Source organism: Vreelandella jeotgali Hwa (assembly GCF_000334215.1).
GTDB lineage: Bacteria > Pseudomonadota > Gammaproteobacteria > Pseudomonadales > Halomonadaceae > Vreelandella > Vreelandella jeotgali.
On sequence record NZ_AMQY01000023.1, the window covers coordinates 183375 to 201470 of the forward strand.

Sequence of the window (18096 nt, forward strand, 5' to 3'; positions counted from 1 at the left end):
AACAGACGCGCAAGGCCGCCAGCCGCTGGCGCACCCGCTGCGTCATGCTGGATGCCGCGCTGGACTTCGCCGGCAACGACTACCTGGGGCTTACCCAAGACGCACGGGTGCGCGAAGCCGCCGCCGACGGCGCACGCCGCTTCGGTGCAGGGGCTGCCGCCTCGCATCTGGTCAGCGGGCATCTGGCCGTGCACGACACCCTTGAGCAGGAGCTTGCCGAGTGGCTGGGCCGCGAGCGGGCATTGGTATTCTCCACCGGCTACATGGCCAACCTGGGCGTGATTCAGGCGCTGGCCGACCGCGATACGGCGATTTTTCAGGACCGGCTCAACCATGCCTCCCTGATCGACGGCGCGGCCCTGGCCGGCGCGCGCTCCCGGCGCTTTCACCACCGCGACGGCGAAGACCTTGAGCGGCTGCTGTCTCGCAGCGAGGCCATTCGCGATGCCTCTCACGACGCCCCGCGCAAGCTAATCATCAGCGACGGCGTATTCAGCATGGACGGCGATATCGCCAACGTCGCCGAGCTTGCCGCCATCGCACAGCGCCACGACGGCCTGCTGATGATCGACGACGCCCACGGCGTCGGCGTGCTGGGGGAGACCGGCGGCGGCTGCACCGAAGGTATGAGTGCGGCTGAGGTGCCCGTGCTGGTGGGCACCTTCGGCAAGGCGCTGGGCACCGGCGGGGCCTTTGTCGCCGGCGACGCCGCGCTGATCGAGCATATCACCCAGTTCGCCCGCAGCTACGTGTACACCACCGCTCAGCCGCCCGCGGTCACCGCCGCGACCCTTGAGGCGCTGAATATCGTGCGCGGCGAGCCCGAACGCCGGGCGCGCCTTGAGGCCAACGTCGCGCTGTTCCGCCGGGAAGCCGCGCGGCTGAACCTGCCGCTTTCGCACTCTACTACCCCCATTCAGCCGCTGATGCTGGGCGATGAGGCGCGCACCCTACGCTGGGCGGCAACTCTGGACGCCTGCGGCATTGCGGTCGGTGCGATTCGCCCGCCCACGGTGCCCAGCGGCCAGGCGCGGCTGCGCATTACCCTGAGCGCTCGGCACACGGAGGCCGACATCGAGCGGCTGCTGGACGGCCTTGAGCGCTGCCGGCGGGAGGACACCCCATGAGCCACAATATCAACCTCACCCTGCTTCACGGCTGGGGCGTGGACGCCCGAGTCTGGCAGCCTTTGCAGCCCCACTGGCCCGAGGGCGTGCGCATTACCGCGCCCAGCTGGCCGGGCTATTTCGACAATTCTTGTGCCGACAGCGCTGCGGTGGCTGACCCAACAAGCCTTACCGCCACGGCCCACGCCATGGCCGCGAGCCTTCCCCAAGACAGCGTGTGGGTGGGCTGGTCGCTGGGCGGGCTTTTAGCCGTGGCCATGACCGAGCACCTGCCGCCGCCCAGGGGGATTATTCTGCTGGGCGCCGGCGCGCAGTTCTGCTCGCCTGACGGCGTTACCCCCAGAGCCCTTGCCGAGTTTACCTCCGCTTTTGAACGCAGCCCCGCTGCCGCCTGGCGGCACTTTTTGCGCTGGCAGAGCAGCGGCGAGCCCCGAGAAGCCCTGAAGCGGTTGCACGCGCTTTTAGGCAAAACGCCGCCGGCGGATACCGCGACGCTCGCCGCGGGGCTTGGCTGGCTGGAAACGCTGGATAACCGCGCGCGGCTAAACGCACCGCCCTGCCCGGTGGCGGCGCTTGCAGGGGAAAACGACCCTTTCCTAAGTCAGCCGCTCGCTGTTGAGAGGGCATCAAACGAGCGGCTGGCACACGCCGGTCACTGCCCCATGGTGTCTCGGCCCGCGGCGCTGGCTGATGCGCTACGGCGCATCGCCGCCGATATGACCCGGCCGGCGGAGGTTTTATGAGTTCCCTTGCGCTAAGCGATATCAGCCGTAACGCCAGCGACGATGCCTACCATAGCGTGCAAAGCGACTGGCAGGCTCGAGTAGCGCGGGCGTTTTCCCGCGCCGCTGCCCACTACGACCGCCGCGCCAGTGCTCAGCGCCATATCGGCGAGGCACTGTGGCAAATATTGCCTGACGAAGCGGCAAGCGTGGTGGACGTGGGCTGCGCCACCGGCGACTGGACCCGCCGGCTGGCCGCGCGCTACCCCGGGGCCTGCGTCACGGGCGTGGACATCGCCCCGGGCATGCTCGTTGAAGCGCAAAAGCGCGGCGGGCGGGTGAACTGGCGCGAAGGCAGCGCCGAGGCATTGCCGGCGGATGCCCAAAGCGTGGCGCTAATCTTTTCCAACCTCGCCCTGCAGTGGTGCCGGGACATGGACGCGGTCATGGCCGAGTTCGCTCGGGTGCTAGCCCCCGGCGGGCGCGCAGTATTCACCACCTTGCTTGACGGCACTCTTGAAGAAATCGGCGCGGCCTTCCAGCGCCCCGGGGCGCTGCTGGCCTACTCAAGCCAAGCCGACCACCGCCGCGCAGTCCGCGCCGCAGGGCTCAGGGTGACCCGCGAGCACACCCACCTTGAGCGCTTTTACTACCCCGACATGGCCGCGGTGATGGCCTCGATCAAGGGCGTAGGCGCGCAGATCGCCCGCCCCCAAGGCGCGGGGCTGACCCGCCGCGATCTCAAGGCGGCCACCCAACGCATGGAGCAACGGCGCACGCCTGAAGGGCTGCCCGTGAGCTACCGTTGTTTAACGCTGACCCTGGAGCGCCCGTGAACGCCTACTTTGTGACCGGCACCAACACCGACGCCGGCAAAACCCTAGTCACCAGCGCCCTGCTGTACGCCGCCCGCCGCCAGGGCTTGAGCACGCTGGGGCTAAAGCCCGTGGCCTCGGGCAGCGACGCCACCCCCGAGGGCTTGCGCAACGCCGACGCGCTGGCGCTGCAGGCCCAAAGCGCGCCTGGGGTGAACTATGACACCGTCAACCCTCAGGCCTTCGCCCCGGCCATTGCCCCGCACCTGGCGGCGAATGAGGCCGGCTGCACGCTCAGCGCCGGCGGCCTGGCCAACGGCATACACATCACCCTTGAGTGCCACCCACGGGATTTGTGCCTGATCGAAGGCGCCGGCGGCTGGCGGGTGCCGCTCAACGCGGCCGAAGACTTTGCCGACCTGGCCGCGCGGCTGGATATTCCGGTGATTCTCACCGTGGGGCTAACCCTTGGCTGCTTGAACCACGCGCGGCTCACCGCGGAAGCCATCGCCGCCGACGGCCTGACGCTTGCCGGCTGGGTGGGCAGCGTGGTGGATGCCGACTTTGCCGCCGACACGCCGCGCTTTGTCGCCAACCTTGAGCTGCTGGAGCAAAAGCTCGGCGCGCCCTGCCTGGGCGTGATTCCCCATCTTGAAGATCCAAACGCCGAGGCGGCCGCCGGCTACCTTAGCCTTTCTCGTCTGACCTTAAAGGAGCCCGCATGACCTCCCCCGTCTGGCATCCCTATCAACGCCTGAGCCCGCGCACCGAGCAGGACCCCGCCGTGCCCAAAGTCATCGGCGGCGAGGGCGTTTATTTTGAGCTTGAGGGCGGCGAGCGGCTGCTGGACGCCTGCTGCTCCTGGTGGTGCATGATCCACGGCTACCGCCACCCGCGCCTGGTGCGCGCCATCGCCGAGCAGGCGGATACCTTAAGCCACGTAATGCTCGCAGGGCTGAGCCACGACCCCGCCGAAAAGCTTGCCCGAGCGCTGGTACGCATTACCCCCGCGGGGCTGAACCACGTGTTTTTCATCGACAGCGGCTCGGTGGGCATGGAAGTGGCGATGAAAATGGCGCTGCAGTACCACATCCTCACCGGCAGCCCCGAGAAAACCCGCATGCTCGCGCTCAAGCGCGGCTACCACGGCGATACCGGCGGTTGCATGGCGGTGTGCGATCCGGATAACGGCATGCACAAGCTGTTCAGCTCGCTGCTGCCCCAGCACTACTTTGCTCCTGCGCCCACGTCCCCCTTTGACGCCGCCCCCGAAGACGTGGAAGACGACCTCGCCGCCCTGCGCGAGGTGCTGGATGCCCACCATCACGAGATCGCCGCGCTGCTGATGGAGCCTTTATTGCAGGCCGCCGGCGGGCTCAATATGACATCGCCGCACTACCTGCGCGGCGCGCGCGAGCTGTGCGACGAGTTCAACGTGCTGCTGGTGTTTGACGAGGTGGCCACCGGCTTCGGCCGCACCGGCAAGATGTTCGCCGCCGACCACGCCGACGTGACGCCGGATATCATGGTGCTGTCCAAGGGGCTCACCGGCGGCTATATCGGCCACGCCGCAACGCTTGCCACCGACCGGGTCCACGACGCCTTCAAGGGCGAAAGCGACATCCACGCCTTTATGCACGGCCCCACCTTCATGGGCAACCCGCTGGCCTGCCGGGTGGCGCTTGAGAGTCTGGCGGTGTTTGAAGAAGAGAACTATCTGGAAAAGATCGCCCGGCTCAGCCAGGTGCTGACCCGAGAGCTTTGCGAGGACGCCGAGCTTGCCGCCCACCCCGCGGTGGCGGACGTGCGCGTGCTGGGTGCTGCGGCGGTAATCGAAGTCCACGACGCCGCCGCGCTCGACGGCCTGCGCGACTTTGCTCGGGACCGCGGCGTGTGGCTACGGGCGTTCAACCGCTACCTCTATACCATGCCCGCCTACATCACCACCGAGGCGCAAATGACGACCATCACCGATGTGATGAAGGCGTGGTTCGTGGCCTCCGATGCCTGAAGCCGCCAACGCGCGTGCGCTTACCCACCGCCTGTGCCCGGATAATTTGTCCCCGTGACGCGGCTTTCGTACACTTGTTTGACTTCAGCGACATGCCCCGTCATTTTCTGACACTTTAACCGGAATACGATTCATGGCCTTTGATTCCACCGCTACCTATGTAGCGACCGATTCTCTCAAACAGGCGGTTGATGCCGCCGTTACCCTGGCGCGCCCGCTGCTGATCAAGGGCGAACCCGGCACCGGCAAGACGCGGCTGGCCGAGGAGCTTGCCGCTTCGCTGGATACTCGGCTGCTGACCTGGCACATCAAATCCAGCACCAAGGCCACCCAGGGTCTGTACGAATATGATGCGGTGAGTCGCCTGCGCGATTCCCAGATCGGCGTGGAAGGCGTCGAGCACGTCGGCAACTACATCAAGCCCGGCAAGCTCTGGGAGGCGTTCAGCGCCGACAAGCGCGTGGTGCTGCTGATCGACGAAATCGACAAGGCCGATATCGAGTTTCCCAACGACCTGCTGCAGGAACTCGACCGCATGACGTTTTACGTCCACGAAACCGGTGAGACCATCAGCGCCCGGCACCGTCCGATCATCGTGATCACCTCCAATAACGAAAAGGAACTGCCCGACGCTTTTCTGCGCCGCTGTTTCTTTCACTACATCGAGTTTCCCGACCGCGACACCATGCAGGCGATTCTCGACGTGCACTATCCGGAGCTGGCCCCGGAGCTGGCCAGCGAAGCGCTGCAGGTATTTTTTGACCTGCGCGAGGTTCCCGGGCTCAAGAAAAAGCCCTCCACGTCCGAGCTGGTCGACTGGCTGAAGCTGCTGATGGCCGACGATCTGGCCCGGGAAGCGCTCTACCAGCGCGATCCCGGCAAGGCGCTGCCGCCGCTGGCCGGTGCGCTGATCAAGAACGAGCAGGACACCCAGCTGCTGCAACGGCTGGCTTTCATGGTCCGCCGCCGGGGGCGCTAAGCCATGTTTATCGGTTTATTTGACACACTGCGCCGCTACGAGGTGCCGGTTTCCCTGCGCGAGCTGCTGGACCTGCACGCCGCCGTGGCCCAGGGCGTGGTCTTCGCCGACATGTCGGCGTTTTATCAGGTGGCGCGCACGATCATGGTCAAGGACGAACGTCACTTCGACCGCTTCGACCGTTCCTTTTCCAGCTGGTTTGAAGGCATCGAGGACATGGACGCCGCCATCGACGCGCTGATTCCCGACGACTGGCTGCGCCGTGAATTCGAGAAGCAGCTCAGCGAGGAAGAAAAAGCCGAAATCGAGTCGTTGGGCGGCCTCGAAAACCTCATCGAGACGTTCAAGAAACGCCTCGAAGAACAGAGCGAGCGCCACGCCGGCGGTAATAAATGGGTGGGCACCGGGGGCACCAGCCCCTTTGGCGCCTACGGCTACAACCCCGAAGGCATTCGCATCGGCCAGGACGGCTCGCGCCATCGCCGGGCGGTGAAGGTGTGGGACGAGCGCCGCTTCCGCGACTACGATGACGACTGCCAGCTGGATAACCGCAACATCAAGATGGCGCTGCGCCGGCTGCGTCGTTTCGCCCGCTCGGGCGCCGCCGACGAGCTGGACCTCGACGCCACCATCCGCGACACCGCCCGGGACGCCGGCCTGCTCAACGTGCAGATGCGCCCGGAGCGCCACAACACGGTCAAGGTACTGCTGCTACTCGACGTGGGCGGTTCCATGGACGACCACATTCATGCCTGCGAGGAGTTGTTTTCGGCGGCGCGTGCCGAGTTCAAGCACCTGACGCATTATTACTTTCACAACTGCATCTACGAAGGGCTTTGGCAGGACAACGCCCGCCGCTACCAGCGCCCCATACCCACTATGGACGTGCTGCATACCTACGGCGCCGACTACAAGGTGGTGATCGTCGGCGATGCCGCCATGTCGCCGTACGAAATCACCCACCCCGGCGGCAGCGTCGAGCATCTGAACCGCGAGGCCGGCGGCGTCTGGCTCAAGCGGGTGGTCGACGCCTTTCCACACCTGGTGTGGATCAACCCGTCGCCGCCCGACAGCTGGGCGTTGACCGATTCCACCCGGCTGATACGCGAGCTGATTCACGACCGCATGTTTCCCATGACCCCTGCCGGGCTGGAAAACGCCATGCATACGCTATAGGCCCGGCGCGTCGGCCGGCCCCGCCGGCTGACCGCCGCCGATGATCAGCCCCAGGCTTAACAGCGCCAGCGTGCCCAGCAGCGTGGCGACGTTAATCCCCATCCAGAACGGCAGCTGCGACGGTTTCTCGGCGTCGGCAAGGAGACCGCGCCCCAGCCACACTGCCAGCGGCAACGGCAGCAGTGCCAACCCGGCCCACCCGGGAAACCAACCGGCCCACAGGGCCAGCGCCACCACCGCATAGCTGCCCAGCAGCAGCGCCAGCGCCCGACGCGCCGCACGCGGCCGGCCGATTTGAATGGGCAGGTGCCGCCGCCCGTGCCGGGCATCCGCCTCCACGTCCGGAAACTGATTGACCAGCAGCAGCTCGCTGGTCAACAGCCAGGCAACCAGCGAGGCGCAGAGAGTGGCGGCATCCAGCCGGCCGCCCAGCGCCATGACGCTGCCCGCCACCATGACCGGACCAAACCCCAGCCCCGGCGCCAGCAGGCAGAGGACCGGCGAACGCGTCAGCCAGCGGGTATAGGCGATGACCAGCGCGATGCCCAACAGCCCCGGGTAGAGCAGCGCCGCGCCGCGCACCCAGATGAAATAGATGCCGATCAGCACCACGCCCGCCAGGCTCAGCACCCCCGCCGCAAGCACCCAAACGGCCGCTGACGGCACCAGCGGCAGGCTACCGCTGCCGCCGGAAAACGGCGTCCGCGCGGTGGCAAAATCCAGCCCCGAGCGATAGTCATCGTACTCGTTCAGCCAGTTGACCGACGCATGGGCCAGCAACCCTGCCACCATGACCAGCGCCAGCTCGTGCCCGGCCGGGCCGGCATCCTGAGTGATCGCCAGCACCATGCCCAGCATGATGCACAGCGGGGCCAGCACCAGAAAGCTGGGACGCGACGCATGCAGCATCGCGGCAACGTTGTTCATAGGAGTCTCCCTTCCCGGAAATTCACACGAAATTCCCATCATAAGTGAAGCGGCCGTGCCCCGGCCGGCGCCGCGATAATAGCGCTCTGACGCCATTTTGCCAGACAATCCATAGTCGCGGCGCCCTGATATGGATCAACACCGGCGCGCTGACGGGGTGCTACCTTGCCGGTCTGGATACCCGCAACACAGGCGTCATGGCGCAGACAGCAGCACAGACAACCAAGCCGCACAGCAGTGCATACCACGTTTAATACAGCGATCCATATAGCGATCTATATAACTATCCACATAGCTATCCATATAGCGATCTATATAACTACCCATATAACAACGACAGGGGCCGGTGATGAAAACGAGTCGCGCAAGGCGTAAAAGTCTGATCTGGTTTATCGGTATTCTGGCGCTGGGAGCCGGTATCGGTGCAGCCGGTCTGTACGCTACCCAGTGGTCTCTTGACGCTACGTCAACCACGTCATTCTGCGTCAGCTGCCACTCCATGGATGTGCCCCATCAGGAGTGGCAAAACACGCCCCATTTTGCCAACGCCGAAGGCATTCAGGCCGGCTGCGCCGACTGCCATATTCCCCATGAGGGTGTGGCCTACCTGAAAAAGAAAATGACCAGCGGCATCAGCGACGTTATCGCCGAAATAACCGGCGGCATTCCCGATGCCGAGACTTATGAGGCCCGACGCGCCGAGATGGCCAAAGAGGTCTGGGCCGAGATGGAAGCCAACGACTCGCGCACCTGCCGCAGCTGCCACGATACGGATCACTGGGACCTTTACGAGCAAAGCACCAAGGCGGCTGAAAAACACCGCAGCATGGCGGAAAGCGGCGATACCTGCATCAGCTGCCACCGCGGTATTGCCCACTTCCCGCCGGACCTCAGCGAAGAAGCCGACGCCGCCGCCAACGAACTCAGCCAGCTCGCCGACGAGACCCCCGCCGACGCCGATCAGCTCTACCCCGTCGAGCCGCACGGGCTGTTTGCCGCTCAGGGCGACAGCACGCCCGTGGCGCGCATTATGCCCAGTGCGCCGCTGGAGGTCACCGACCGCGAGGGTGACTGGCGCAAGGTCCGGCTGGATGGCTTTCAGCCCCCGGAGGTCGAGCGGGTGATCTACCGCCGCCCCGGCAAACGCATCGTAATGGCCGCCATCGAAGAGCCGGAGTCGCCGCTGCTGACCCACAGCGCCGGCGATAACGCCCCCGGCTGGCAACGCGCCCGCCTTTCCGGCTGGGTCCGAGCCGACGCCATGGTGGCGAGCGCAGCCCCGATCTGGGACTACGGCCGGGAACTCAACAACGCCTACTGTGGCAGCTGCCATAGTATCAAGGAGGCCAGCAGCTACACCGCCAACCAGTGGCCTTCCATGGTCAATGCCTATACCGGCCGCACCTCCATCACCGAGGCCGATAAAACGCTATTGACCTTTTACCTGCAAACCCACGCCAACGACATGCCCGAGCAGGAGGAACAACAATGAATACCAGCTGGAACATGAAGCGGCGCACCTTTCTCAAGGGCGGCAGCACCTTTGTCGCCGCCGCCGCCATCGCCTCGCCGGCCAGCGCGATACGCGCATTTGCCCGGGAGCCCGACAAGACCGTGATCACCGCGGCGCACTGGGGACCGCTTTCGGTCAACGTCGAAGACGGCCGCGTCACGGCCTCCGGCCCGGCTCTCGCCGACCGCCGGGAAAACTACCTGCAAAGCGTGGTTGCCGACCAGGTGCACCACCGCGTGCGGGTCAAGCAACCCATGGTACGCAAGGGCTTTCTCGACAACCTGGACGATATCGAGAACCCTGACGGCCGACGCGGCAAGGACGAATTCGTCGCCGTCAGCTGGGAGCGCGCCTACGACCTCATCGAGGAACAGCTCAAGCGCGTACGCCAGGAGCACGGCGCCAAATCGATCTGGGGCGGCTCCTACGGCTGGCGCTCGGCGGGCAGCCTGCACACCGCCTTCACGCTGATGCAGCGCTTTCTCTGGCTGACCGGCGGCTACGTTGACCATCTCAATAACTATTCCAACGCGGCCATGAGCGTGATCATGCCCCACGTCATGGGCAATGCCGAAACCTCGGTCCCGCAGACCAACTGGCCGGTGGTCCTGGAACATTCGGACGTGGTCATGCTGATGAGCGCCAATCCGATGAATACGCTGGAAATCGCCTGGACCAGCTCGGACGAGGAAGGCCGCCGCTATTTCGAGAAGCTCCGCGACAGCGGCAAGCGCGTGATCATCATCGACCCGATGTATTCGCAAACCGCACGCTTCTTCGGCGACAAGGCCGAGTGGATCGCCCCCAATCCCACCACCGACGTACCCATGATGCTGGGCATCGCCCACGAGCTGATCGCTACCGGGCGCCACGACAGCGAGTTTCTGGACAAGTACACAGTCGGCTTCGAGCGCTTCGCCGCCTACCTCAAAGGCGATTCCGACGGCACGGAAAAAACGCCCGAATGGGCCGCCGAAATCTGTGATGTCCCGGCCGACAAGATCCGCGAGCTCGCCGCGCTGTTCGCCGACAACCGCACCATGCTCATGGGCGGCTGGGCAATGCAGCGCGCCGACAAGGGCGAGCAGACCCACTGGACACTGGTCACGCTGGCCGCCATGCTCGGCCAGATCGGCCTGCCCGGCGGCGGCTTTGGCTTCAGCTACCACTACTCCAACGGCGGCGCACCCGCTCACGAATCCATCGTTGTGCCGGGCATCAGCGCCAGGCCCGACGCGCCGCACCTGGCAGACCGCGTTGAAGATACCAGCGAGTACGAAATTCCCGTCTCGCGGATCGTCTACGCGCTGGAAAACCCCGGCAATCAGATCGACTACAACGGGCGCAAGGTCACCGCGCCGGATATCCGCCTGATCTGGTGGTGCGGCGGCAATCCCTTCCACCACCACCAGGACACCAACCGCCTGCGCCGCGCCTGGCAGAAACCCGAGGCGATCATCGTCTCCGAACCCTACTGGACGGCCACCGCCAAGCATGCGGACATCGTGCTGCCGATCACCACCAGCTACGAGCGCGACGACATCACCATGACCGGTGATTTCTCCAACATGCATATCGTGCCCATGAAAAAGGTCGTTGAACCCCGGCACGAAGCGAAGGATGACTACGAAGTCTTTCGCGCGATGTCGGCCCGCTTTGGCGTCGAGCAGGAATACTCGCAAGGCCGCACGCCAATACAGTGGCTCAAGCACTTCTATGACCAGGCCGCCGAGGTGGCTCAGGCACAGCGTGTTCGCATGCCGCGCTTTCAGCAGTTCTGGGAAGACAACGCCATCGTCAAAAACCCCGTGGACAAAGGCCGCGCGGACTGGATACGCCATGCCGATTTCCGCCAGGACCCGATTCTCAACCCGCTGGGCACGCCGTCGGGCAGGATCGAGATTTTCTCGGAGACCGTGGACGAGATGAACTACGACGACTGCCTCGGGCATCCGTCATGGCTCGAGCCGGTGGAATACCTGGGCAACGCCACATCGGACTATCCCGCGCACCTGATCACGCCGCACCTGGCCTACCGCCTGCATTCGCAGCTCAACTACACCCGGCTGCGCGATGAATACGCCGTGGCCAACCGCGAACCGGCGTTCATCCACCCCGACGATGCCGCCAGCCGCGACATCGCCGACGGCGATCTGGTGCGGGTGTTCAACGACCGGGGGCAAATTCTGTGCGGCGCCGTCCTCGATGACGGCATCAAGCGTGACGTTATCGCCGTGCACGAAGGGGCCTGGTACGACCCGGCCGACGACAGCGACAACGCGCTGTGCAAAAACGGCTGCATGAACGTACTGGTCGTGGATCGCGGCACTTCGAAGCTCGCCCAGGGCAACTGCGGCTATACCGCGCTGGTGGATTTCGAGAAATACACCGGCCCGGTCCCCGAACTGACGGCGTTCGAGCCGCCCGCCGGCGCCGCCTAGCGGTCACTCGGCTTCAACTCAGGAAGCCATGAACCGTTCGATGCAGCCATAAACCGTTGAATATTGCCACGCGCCCGACATCGGGCGCGTTTTTTATCCGCGATCAGCGCATCGTCCCGTCCGGCGGCGCCAGCGCCTGTTCGCGCTGCCACTGATCGACAAGGGCCGGCACGCCTTCGCCGGCCTTCATGTCCACCGGCACCACATCCGGCGGCGCCAGCGCCCGAGCGTCGGGGTCGACCAGCACGCAGGCGGCATCGTCTGCCAGGTAGTCGAGCAGAAAGGCCGCCGGCATCACCGCCAACGACGTGCCCACCACCAACAGCAGATCCGCCTCGGCGACCAGCTCGCAGGCGTCGTCAAACAGCGGCACCGCCTCGCCGAACCACACCACGTCGGGGCGCAGCTGGCTGCCCTTGTCGCACAGGTCACCCAGCGCGATACCGCTTTCAGGCACCGGATAGTGCATTTGCGCATCCACGCTGGAGCGAGCCCGGGCCAGCTCTCCGTGCAGGTGCAAAACGTTACCCGACCCGGCACGCTCGTGGAGGTCGTCGATATTCTGGGTAATCACGCTGACCCGGAATCCGGCACGTTCCAGTTCGGCAATGGCCCGGTGGGCGGGGTTGGGTGCGGCGCGGCGCACCTGCTCGCGGCGATCGTTGTAAAAGTCGAGCACTCGGGCCGGATCGCGCTCAAACCCTTTGGGCGTGGCGACCTCCGCGACCGGATGGTTGGCCCAGAGGCCATCGCTGGCGCGAAAGGTCTCGATACCGCTTTCGACACTGATACCCGAACCGCTGAAGACCACCAGGTGCGGTGCTTTGCTCATGGTTACCTCGTGTTCACGACGTTTGGCTGCAAAACGGGCTGGCGCGGGCCAGCCACCGTGCCCGGCGCCGGTTTCCGGGAGTGACTTCCCGGGGCGGCGCTCAGTGTACCAGGGTGCCGCGCACGCCGTGAAACCGCTGCTTGTTACGGTACGGATACACGTCGATCACGCGCCCGGCGCGTATGTCGTCCTGCAGTCCCTGCCAGTAAGCAGGGTCGAAAATTTCCGGGTGCAGTCGATAAAACTGCTCGCGGCGGGTGGGATTGGCGATCAGGAAGGGGCCGAATTCCTCGGGGAAGATATCGTCCGGGCCGATGGAAAACCAGGGCTCGCCGGCCATTTCCTGCTCGGGATATTGCGGCTTGGGAATCGCCCGGAAGTTGCAGTCGGTGAGGTAGTTGATCTCGTCGTAGTCGTAGAAAATCACGCGCCCGTGGCGGGTCACCCCGAAGTTTTTCAGCAGCATGTCGCCGGGGAAGATATTGGCCGCGGCCAGCTGCTTGATGGCATTGCCGTAATCCTTGAGCGTAGCCAGCTGCTCATCCGGGTCGCAGTCTTTGAGATAGAGGTTCAGCGGCGTCATCATGCGCTCGGTATAGCAGTGGCGAATGATCACCTTGTCATCCTTCAGCGCCACCGTGGATGGCGCCACCTCCAGCAGATGCGCCAGGCAGTCCGGGTCGAAGTGGTCCTGACGCGAGATAAAGTTGGAAAACTCCTGGGTATCGGCCATGCGCCCGACTCGGTCGTGGCGCTTCACCAGACGATACTTATCTCGTACCTGTTCGTGAGTCAGGTCCTTGGCCGGATCAAAGGTATCCTTGATCACCTTGAATACCGTCTGGTGCGAGGGCAGCACAAAAACCGCCATGACCATGCCGCGCACGCCGGGAGCGATGATAAAGCGATCCTCCCGGGTTGCCACCTGATGATTCAGCGCGCGGAAAAACTCGGTCTTGCCGTGCTTGAAAAAACCGATGGCGGCATACAGCTCGCTTTCCGGCTTTTGCGGCATCAGCTCCTGCAGGTAGTCAACAAACTCCCCGGGTACCGGTACGTCGACCTGGAAGTAGGCCCGGGTAAACGAAAACAGAATCGAGACTTCATCGGGTTCGATCAGCACGGTATCCAGATGCAGATAACCGCCGGCGGCTCGGCTTTCGTCCTCGTCGTCGCTGTGCAGCACCGGCAGCACCAGCGGCACCTGCTCACCGCCGCCGCGGATCCGCCCCACCAGATACGCGCCCTTGTTGCGATAAAACACGCTTTGCAGCAGCTCTATTTCCGCGTCCTGCGCGTTCAGAATGGCCGCGGGCAAATACTCGCGCAGAAACGCTGCGCCCAGCCGGGTGTCTTCCTCCGCCTCGGCGAAAGGGTTGTCGAACGGGGCCTCCCGCAACGCCCAGAACAGCGCACGCTGCCAGTCATCATCCACGGCACGCCGGCGGCAAAGCTCAATGCCCGAACGCCGCACGGCGTCATCCCGCGAGCTATACACAAACATCCAGTCATTGCGGATATGGCGATGATGAAAAATCGAGCAAAACAGCGAGTTGAAAAACGTCTCGGCGAGTTCGTAATCCAGCCGCTCGCTGATCAGTTCGGCATAGCGATTGCGTGCTTCGCGCCAGTATTCGCAGTTGGCCAGCACCTCCTGGGTAAAGGTGCGCTGCAGACGAGCCAGGGTACTCTTGACCTTGACGTCGTAGAGGTCGATCCGCTCGGCGCTGACCTGCTGGGTTTCCTGCCAGGCCGCATCGTGGAAGCGTCGCGACGCATCGCGGGTAATCGACTGAAAGCGCGTGCGATATTCATCAAAACCGTGCAGAACGGTCGCGGCAAGACGGTAGGCGGCAGAAAGTTTCACGGGCATCTCCTGAGCGTTTTGCCAAGCCTCGCCCAACACCGGGCTACACGCGAGACGACCTTTGGTGGATGGTGGATGGTGGATGGTGGATGAAGAATGATGAGTGATGGATAGCCAGGCCGGCTTTGGCCCAGACGGCTCGCGGCTTTCCCACCGTGCCCGCCGCCGACCTGACCACCGATCAGCGACGTAAGCGACAATACGCACAGGCCGGTTATCCATCCCGGGGTCGGGTTGACTCGGGCCTGCTTAACCCCGAAAACTGCCTCACAGAGAGCCGCAAAACGGGATAGCCATGTTCAACACCACTCGCTGGAACCGCCGGCGCTACAACGCCTATGCGCCCATATACGACGCGGTCGCGGCGCGCCTGCTGCACGAGCCGCGCCAGGCATCGTTGCGCCAGGTGACGTGGAAGAGCGGCATGCGCGTCCTGCTCGACGGTGCCGGTACCGGGCTGGATCTGCCGTTATTGCCGCGCGATGTCGAGGTTGACGCGACCGACCTGTCAGCGGCGATGATACGGCGCGCTGTCCGCCGAGCAGCAGGTCTCGAGCGCGACGTTGACTGCCGCGTCATGGACGCCGAGGCGCTCGACTATCCGGATGACAGCTTCGACGTCGTGGTCATGCACTTTATCGTCGCGGTAATGCCCGATCCGGCACGCGGGCTTGCCGAAGCCTACCGCGTACTCAAACCCGGCGGCCGGCTCTGCCTGCTGGACAAATTCCAGCCCGACCACCGCCCCGCCGGCACCGGACGGCGGCTGCTCAACGCGATGACGTCGGCGCTGGCCACCGATATTACCCGCCAGGCCACACCGCTACTCGACAGCGCCGGCTTTATCATCGAGCGTGATACCCCGGTGATGCTGGGCTCGGTTGTTCGAGCGATCACGGCGACCAAACCCTGACGCCGCAGGGTAACGCTTCCACATCGCACCGGTCCGTTTTAACCGCGTTACTGCCCCTTGGGCTTGTGCCCGCCCACCTGAAGCGCCGGCCGATCCGCCTCCACTTCGGCAAGCGGCGCGCACGCCTTCATGGTCGCCTGGCTACGCTGCGTCAGCCGCTGGTATTCCCGGGTTCCGCTCTGCTTCCAGCTCACTTCCTCGTGGCTCAGCTGTCGAAGCACCTTGGCCGGTGCTCCCACAATCAACGAGGCGGGATCACAGTGAAAACCGGTTTTCACAAAAGCCGCCGCGCCGACAATCGAACGCTCAGCGATAATCGCCTCGTCCATCACCACAGCGTTCATGCCCACCATCGCGTCTTCCTCGATCACGCAGCCGTGCAATACGGCGCCGTGCCCGATATGACCGTTCCGATGAACCACCGCATCGCGGCCGGGAAACGCATGTACCACACAGGTATCCTGCAGGTTCGACCCCTGCTCCATGACGATGCGGCCAAAATCCCCACGCAACGACGCGCAGGGGCCAATATAGCAATCCGGCCCGACATGCACATCGCCGATCAGCACGGCCGTTGGATGAATATAGGCCGTGGCATCTACCACGGGTGTTACGCCATCAATCTGATAACAATACATAAATCTCCTTGCAGGAACAGCGCTTGCGGGAGCAGTAAATGGTTTGGCGACGGGGCTCTTTTTGCTTTCTCTTTCCCAGGCCTTCCATTTCTTCCAGACCTTCAATTTCTTCCGGATCTTCCATGCCAAGGCCTTTTCGCCATTTACCAGGCAACACGCTTCAACCAAATCATTCAAGCACAGGCCATGCAGAAAGTCTTTTTTATGCGCCTCTGCAACACCTTCCCCAACATGGCTTTTCCCGGAACGGGTTTTGGCTATGCCACTCTGACCGAATAGTTTCCATACCCTGGTTGTAGTATTTCTCTTACACCCCAACCTCGAAGCGTTAATTAATGTACAACATATATACACCGTTTTCATGTCAAACTCTCGACCCGCCGCCTTCCTGCTCTCACTAATTCAAGTTTTTATAGCACGCAGCAAGCCAGTGATTTCGTATAGAATACTGTAAAAAGGCAACTCAAGGCTCTATAAAACAACCCACACTGCATCAGTTTCACTTTTTAAAACTCAGCAGCACCAAAAAAACTGTAGAAAAAGACTTAACGCTTACACCTTATAAAAATATTTACTTACGACTCTCGTCTTACAATCCATCTCTACCAACCCAAAATAAGCAAAACTGCATAAAACCATGTGCAGAAAGTTAGACGCAAAACAATGACCTCTAAAGTAACTAAACAATAGTATTAAACTCCGAATTAGTTTTTGAAAACTTAAAAAAGAGTGGCTCCTTTTATTTCCGGGTTAAACAAAAAGTGAACACAAGGGAATCATTATCATGCCAACGACCAACAATCTGAAATTTGTGATTCAGGCCGCCGCTGCCACGGCAGCACTGGGTGTTGCCGGCCAGGCGAGCGCCGTCGACCTGAACGTTACCGACGACGTTGATGCCAGCATTTACGGCTTCGCTCGCATGAACATGAGTTATGACCTCGACGGCAAAAATGCTGTTTCAACCCGTGCTGGTTCTTTAGTACACTCGACGACGATGACAAGGGTCATTTCGGTGCCGACGTTTACCAAAGTCGTTTGGGCGTCAAGGTTAACCACGCATCCGGGGTATCCGTTACCGTGGAAGGTGACTTCCGCGGTAACGGCGGTGGCGATCTGCGCATGCGCCACGCCTACGGTGAGTACAAGGGCTTTCTGGCCGGCCGTACCTGGTCCAACTACAACAGCTTCGTTGGCAGCACACCCACACTCGACTTTGACAGCCTGGCCGGCACCGCAGTTCTGCAGGATCGTATCGAGCAGCTGCGTTACACCACTGGTCCGGTATCATTTTCCATTGAAAATCCGGGTTCCGGTGACGTGACCAATGGTATTTGTGGTAAATCGAACAATACTTGTAAACCAGGCACATATACCACCATCACAACACGCAAATCAGCACCGGCGTTGACGGCGCGTATTCAGGACTCAGGCGGTAATGTTGCCTATTCAGCTGCCGGCGTGGTCAATCGCCTGACCGCAGAAGGCTCCTCAAATGACGATAGCGCCATGGGCTATGGCGTTTTTGGCGCCATGTCAATTGATATCAGCGATATGTTTTCCATTCAGGGCGCTCTCAACTTTACCGACGGCGCCAACGGCTATCTGTGGCACTCGGGTGAGAACTACTACGCCCCCAGCGCCTACGTGGACGGCAATGATATTGAAACCATCAAGGGTTACGGCGGCTCACTCGGCGCCAGTCTCAAACTCGGCAACGACAACAGCATTAATTTGGGCTACGGCATGACCAAGTTGGACCTGAACGACGCCTATGATGATGGCGCTGTTACCGGCGCGGCAGCCGAGAAAAACCAGAACGTGATGCTGAACTACAAGATGACGCCAATAGATAACATCATGGTGGGTATCGAGTATGCCTACTTCAAGCAGGAACACCAAGGCGGCGAATCCGACGACGCCAACCGCGTGATGTTCGCCACGCAGTACAACTTCTAGCCTGCCAACCAGTCTGTCTCTCTTCTCGCAAGCTCGCATGCCCCGCTTCAGGCGGGGCTTTTTTATGGCCGATTGATGACCGAATGTTCCTCTTATCAGCGTTCCTCAAACCCGTTGCACTCAAACGATACGCAGCCACCTGGCCACTCCAGAAGGCAGCGGAATTTGCGATGCCC

General features: G+C 62.8%; 15 protein-coding genes. 11 read left to right on the plus strand and 4 right to left on the minus strand.

Features of this window, described 5'->3' with window-relative positions:
• Positions 1–44 precede the first annotated feature (44 nt).
• From bioF to C793_RS0111320, 7 genes are all read left to right on the plus strand, one after another.
• Positions 45–1127, plus strand: coding sequence for an 8-amino-7-oxononanoate synthase (bioF, locus tag C793_RS0111290; RefSeq protein ID WP_017431053.1), 1083 nt, complete (start codon positions 45–47; stop codon positions 1125–1127).
• Positions 1124–1870 carry an alpha/beta fold hydrolase gene (locus tag C793_RS0111295; protein WP_017431054.1) on the plus strand — a complete coding sequence of 249 codons (747 nt, stop codon included), beginning with the start codon at positions 1124–1126 and terminating at the stop codon, positions 1868–1870. Before bioF ends, C793_RS0111295 begins: the two co-directional genes overlap by 4 nt.
• Positions 1867–2685 carry a methyltransferase domain-containing protein gene (locus C793_RS0111300; RefSeq protein ID WP_017431055.1) on the plus strand — a complete coding sequence of 273 codons (819 nt, stop codon included), beginning with the start codon at positions 1867–1869 and terminating at the stop codon, positions 2683–2685. The genes C793_RS0111295 and C793_RS0111300 overlap by 4 nt, the downstream gene beginning before the upstream one ends.
• Entirely contained in the window at positions 2682–3389 is a 708-nt protein-coding gene (gene bioD, locus C793_RS0111305) for a dethiobiotin synthase (protein WP_017431056.1), read from the plus strand. The genes C793_RS0111300 and bioD overlap by 4 nt, the downstream gene beginning before the upstream one ends.
• Positions 3386–4675, plus strand: a complete 1290-nt coding sequence (gene bioA, locus C793_RS0111310) for an adenosylmethionine--8-amino-7-oxononanoate transaminase (RefSeq protein ID WP_017431057.1) — start codon at positions 3386–3388, stop codon at positions 4673–4675. The genes bioD and bioA overlap by 4 nt, the downstream gene beginning before the upstream one ends.
• Positions 4676–4808: 133 nt before the next feature.
• Positions 4809–5654, plus strand: a complete 846-nt coding sequence (locus C793_RS0111315) for an AAA family ATPase (RefSeq protein WP_017431058.1) — start codon at positions 4809–4811, stop codon at positions 5652–5654.
• Positions 5655–5657: 3 nt separating this feature from the next.
• Entirely contained in the window at positions 5658–6830 is a 1173-nt protein-coding gene (locus C793_RS0111320) for a vWA domain-containing protein (RefSeq protein ID WP_017431059.1), read from the plus strand.
• Here the strand turns inward: C793_RS0111320 and C793_RS0111325 are convergent.
• Positions 6825–7757, minus strand: a complete 933-nt coding sequence (locus C793_RS0111325) for a prenyltransferase (RefSeq protein WP_017431060.1) — start codon at positions 7755–7757, stop codon at positions 6825–6827. The genes C793_RS0111320 and C793_RS0111325 overlap by 6 nt on opposite strands.
• A gap of 349 nt (positions 7758–8106) precedes the next feature.
• On the opposite strand from C793_RS0111325, the gene C793_RS0111330 reads away from it, so the two are divergent.
• Positions 8107–9249 carry a NapC/NirT family cytochrome c gene (locus C793_RS0111330; RefSeq protein ID WP_017431061.1) on the plus strand — a complete coding sequence of 381 codons (1143 nt, stop codon included), beginning with the start codon at positions 8107–8109 and terminating at the stop codon, positions 9247–9249.
• Entirely contained in the window at positions 9246–11711 is a 2466-nt protein-coding gene (locus tag C793_RS0111335) for a molybdopterin guanine dinucleotide-containing S/N-oxide reductase (RefSeq protein ID WP_017431062.1), read from the plus strand. Before C793_RS0111330 ends, C793_RS0111335 begins: the two co-directional genes overlap by 4 nt.
• Before the next feature lie 103 nt (positions 11712–11814).
• Here C793_RS0111335 and C793_RS0111340 read toward each other — a convergent pair whose 3' ends face one another.
• Together C793_RS0111340 and aceK are read right to left on the minus strand one after the other, a co-directional pair.
• Positions 11815–12543, minus strand: a complete 729-nt coding sequence (locus C793_RS0111340; protein WP_017431063.1) for an SIR2 family NAD-dependent protein deacylase — start codon at positions 12541–12543, stop codon at positions 11815–11817.
• A 100-nt stretch (positions 12544–12643) separates the two neighbouring features.
• Entirely contained in the window at positions 12644–14410 is a 1767-nt protein-coding gene (aceK, locus tag C793_RS0111345; RefSeq protein ID WP_017431064.1) for a bifunctional isocitrate dehydrogenase kinase/phosphatase, read from the minus strand.
• 295 nt (positions 14411–14705) lie between these two features.
• Here aceK and C793_RS0111350 point away from each other — a divergent pair, with 295 nt between their 5' ends.
• Complete coding sequence (locus tag C793_RS0111350) at positions 14706–15323, plus strand: class I SAM-dependent methyltransferase (protein WP_017431065.1); 618 nt, start codon at positions 14706–14708, stop codon at positions 15321–15323.
• A 47-nt stretch (positions 15324–15370) separates the two neighbouring features.
• Here C793_RS0111350 and C793_RS14885 read toward each other — a convergent pair whose 3' ends face one another.
• Positions 15371–15961 (minus strand): phenylacetic acid degradation protein PaaY, encoded by a 591-nt coding sequence (locus C793_RS14885; RefSeq protein WP_017431066.1) that lies wholly within the window; start codon positions 15959–15961, stop codon positions 15371–15373.
• Between the two features lie 1080 nt (positions 15962–17041).
• On the opposite strand from C793_RS14885, the gene C793_RS13910 reads away from it, so the two are divergent.
• Positions 17042–17920: a DcaP family trimeric outer membrane transporter gene (locus C793_RS13910; protein ID WP_017431068.1), complete on the plus strand. Its 879-nt coding sequence runs from the start codon at positions 17042–17044 to the stop codon at positions 17918–17920.
• Positions 17921–18096 lie beyond the last annotated feature (176 nt).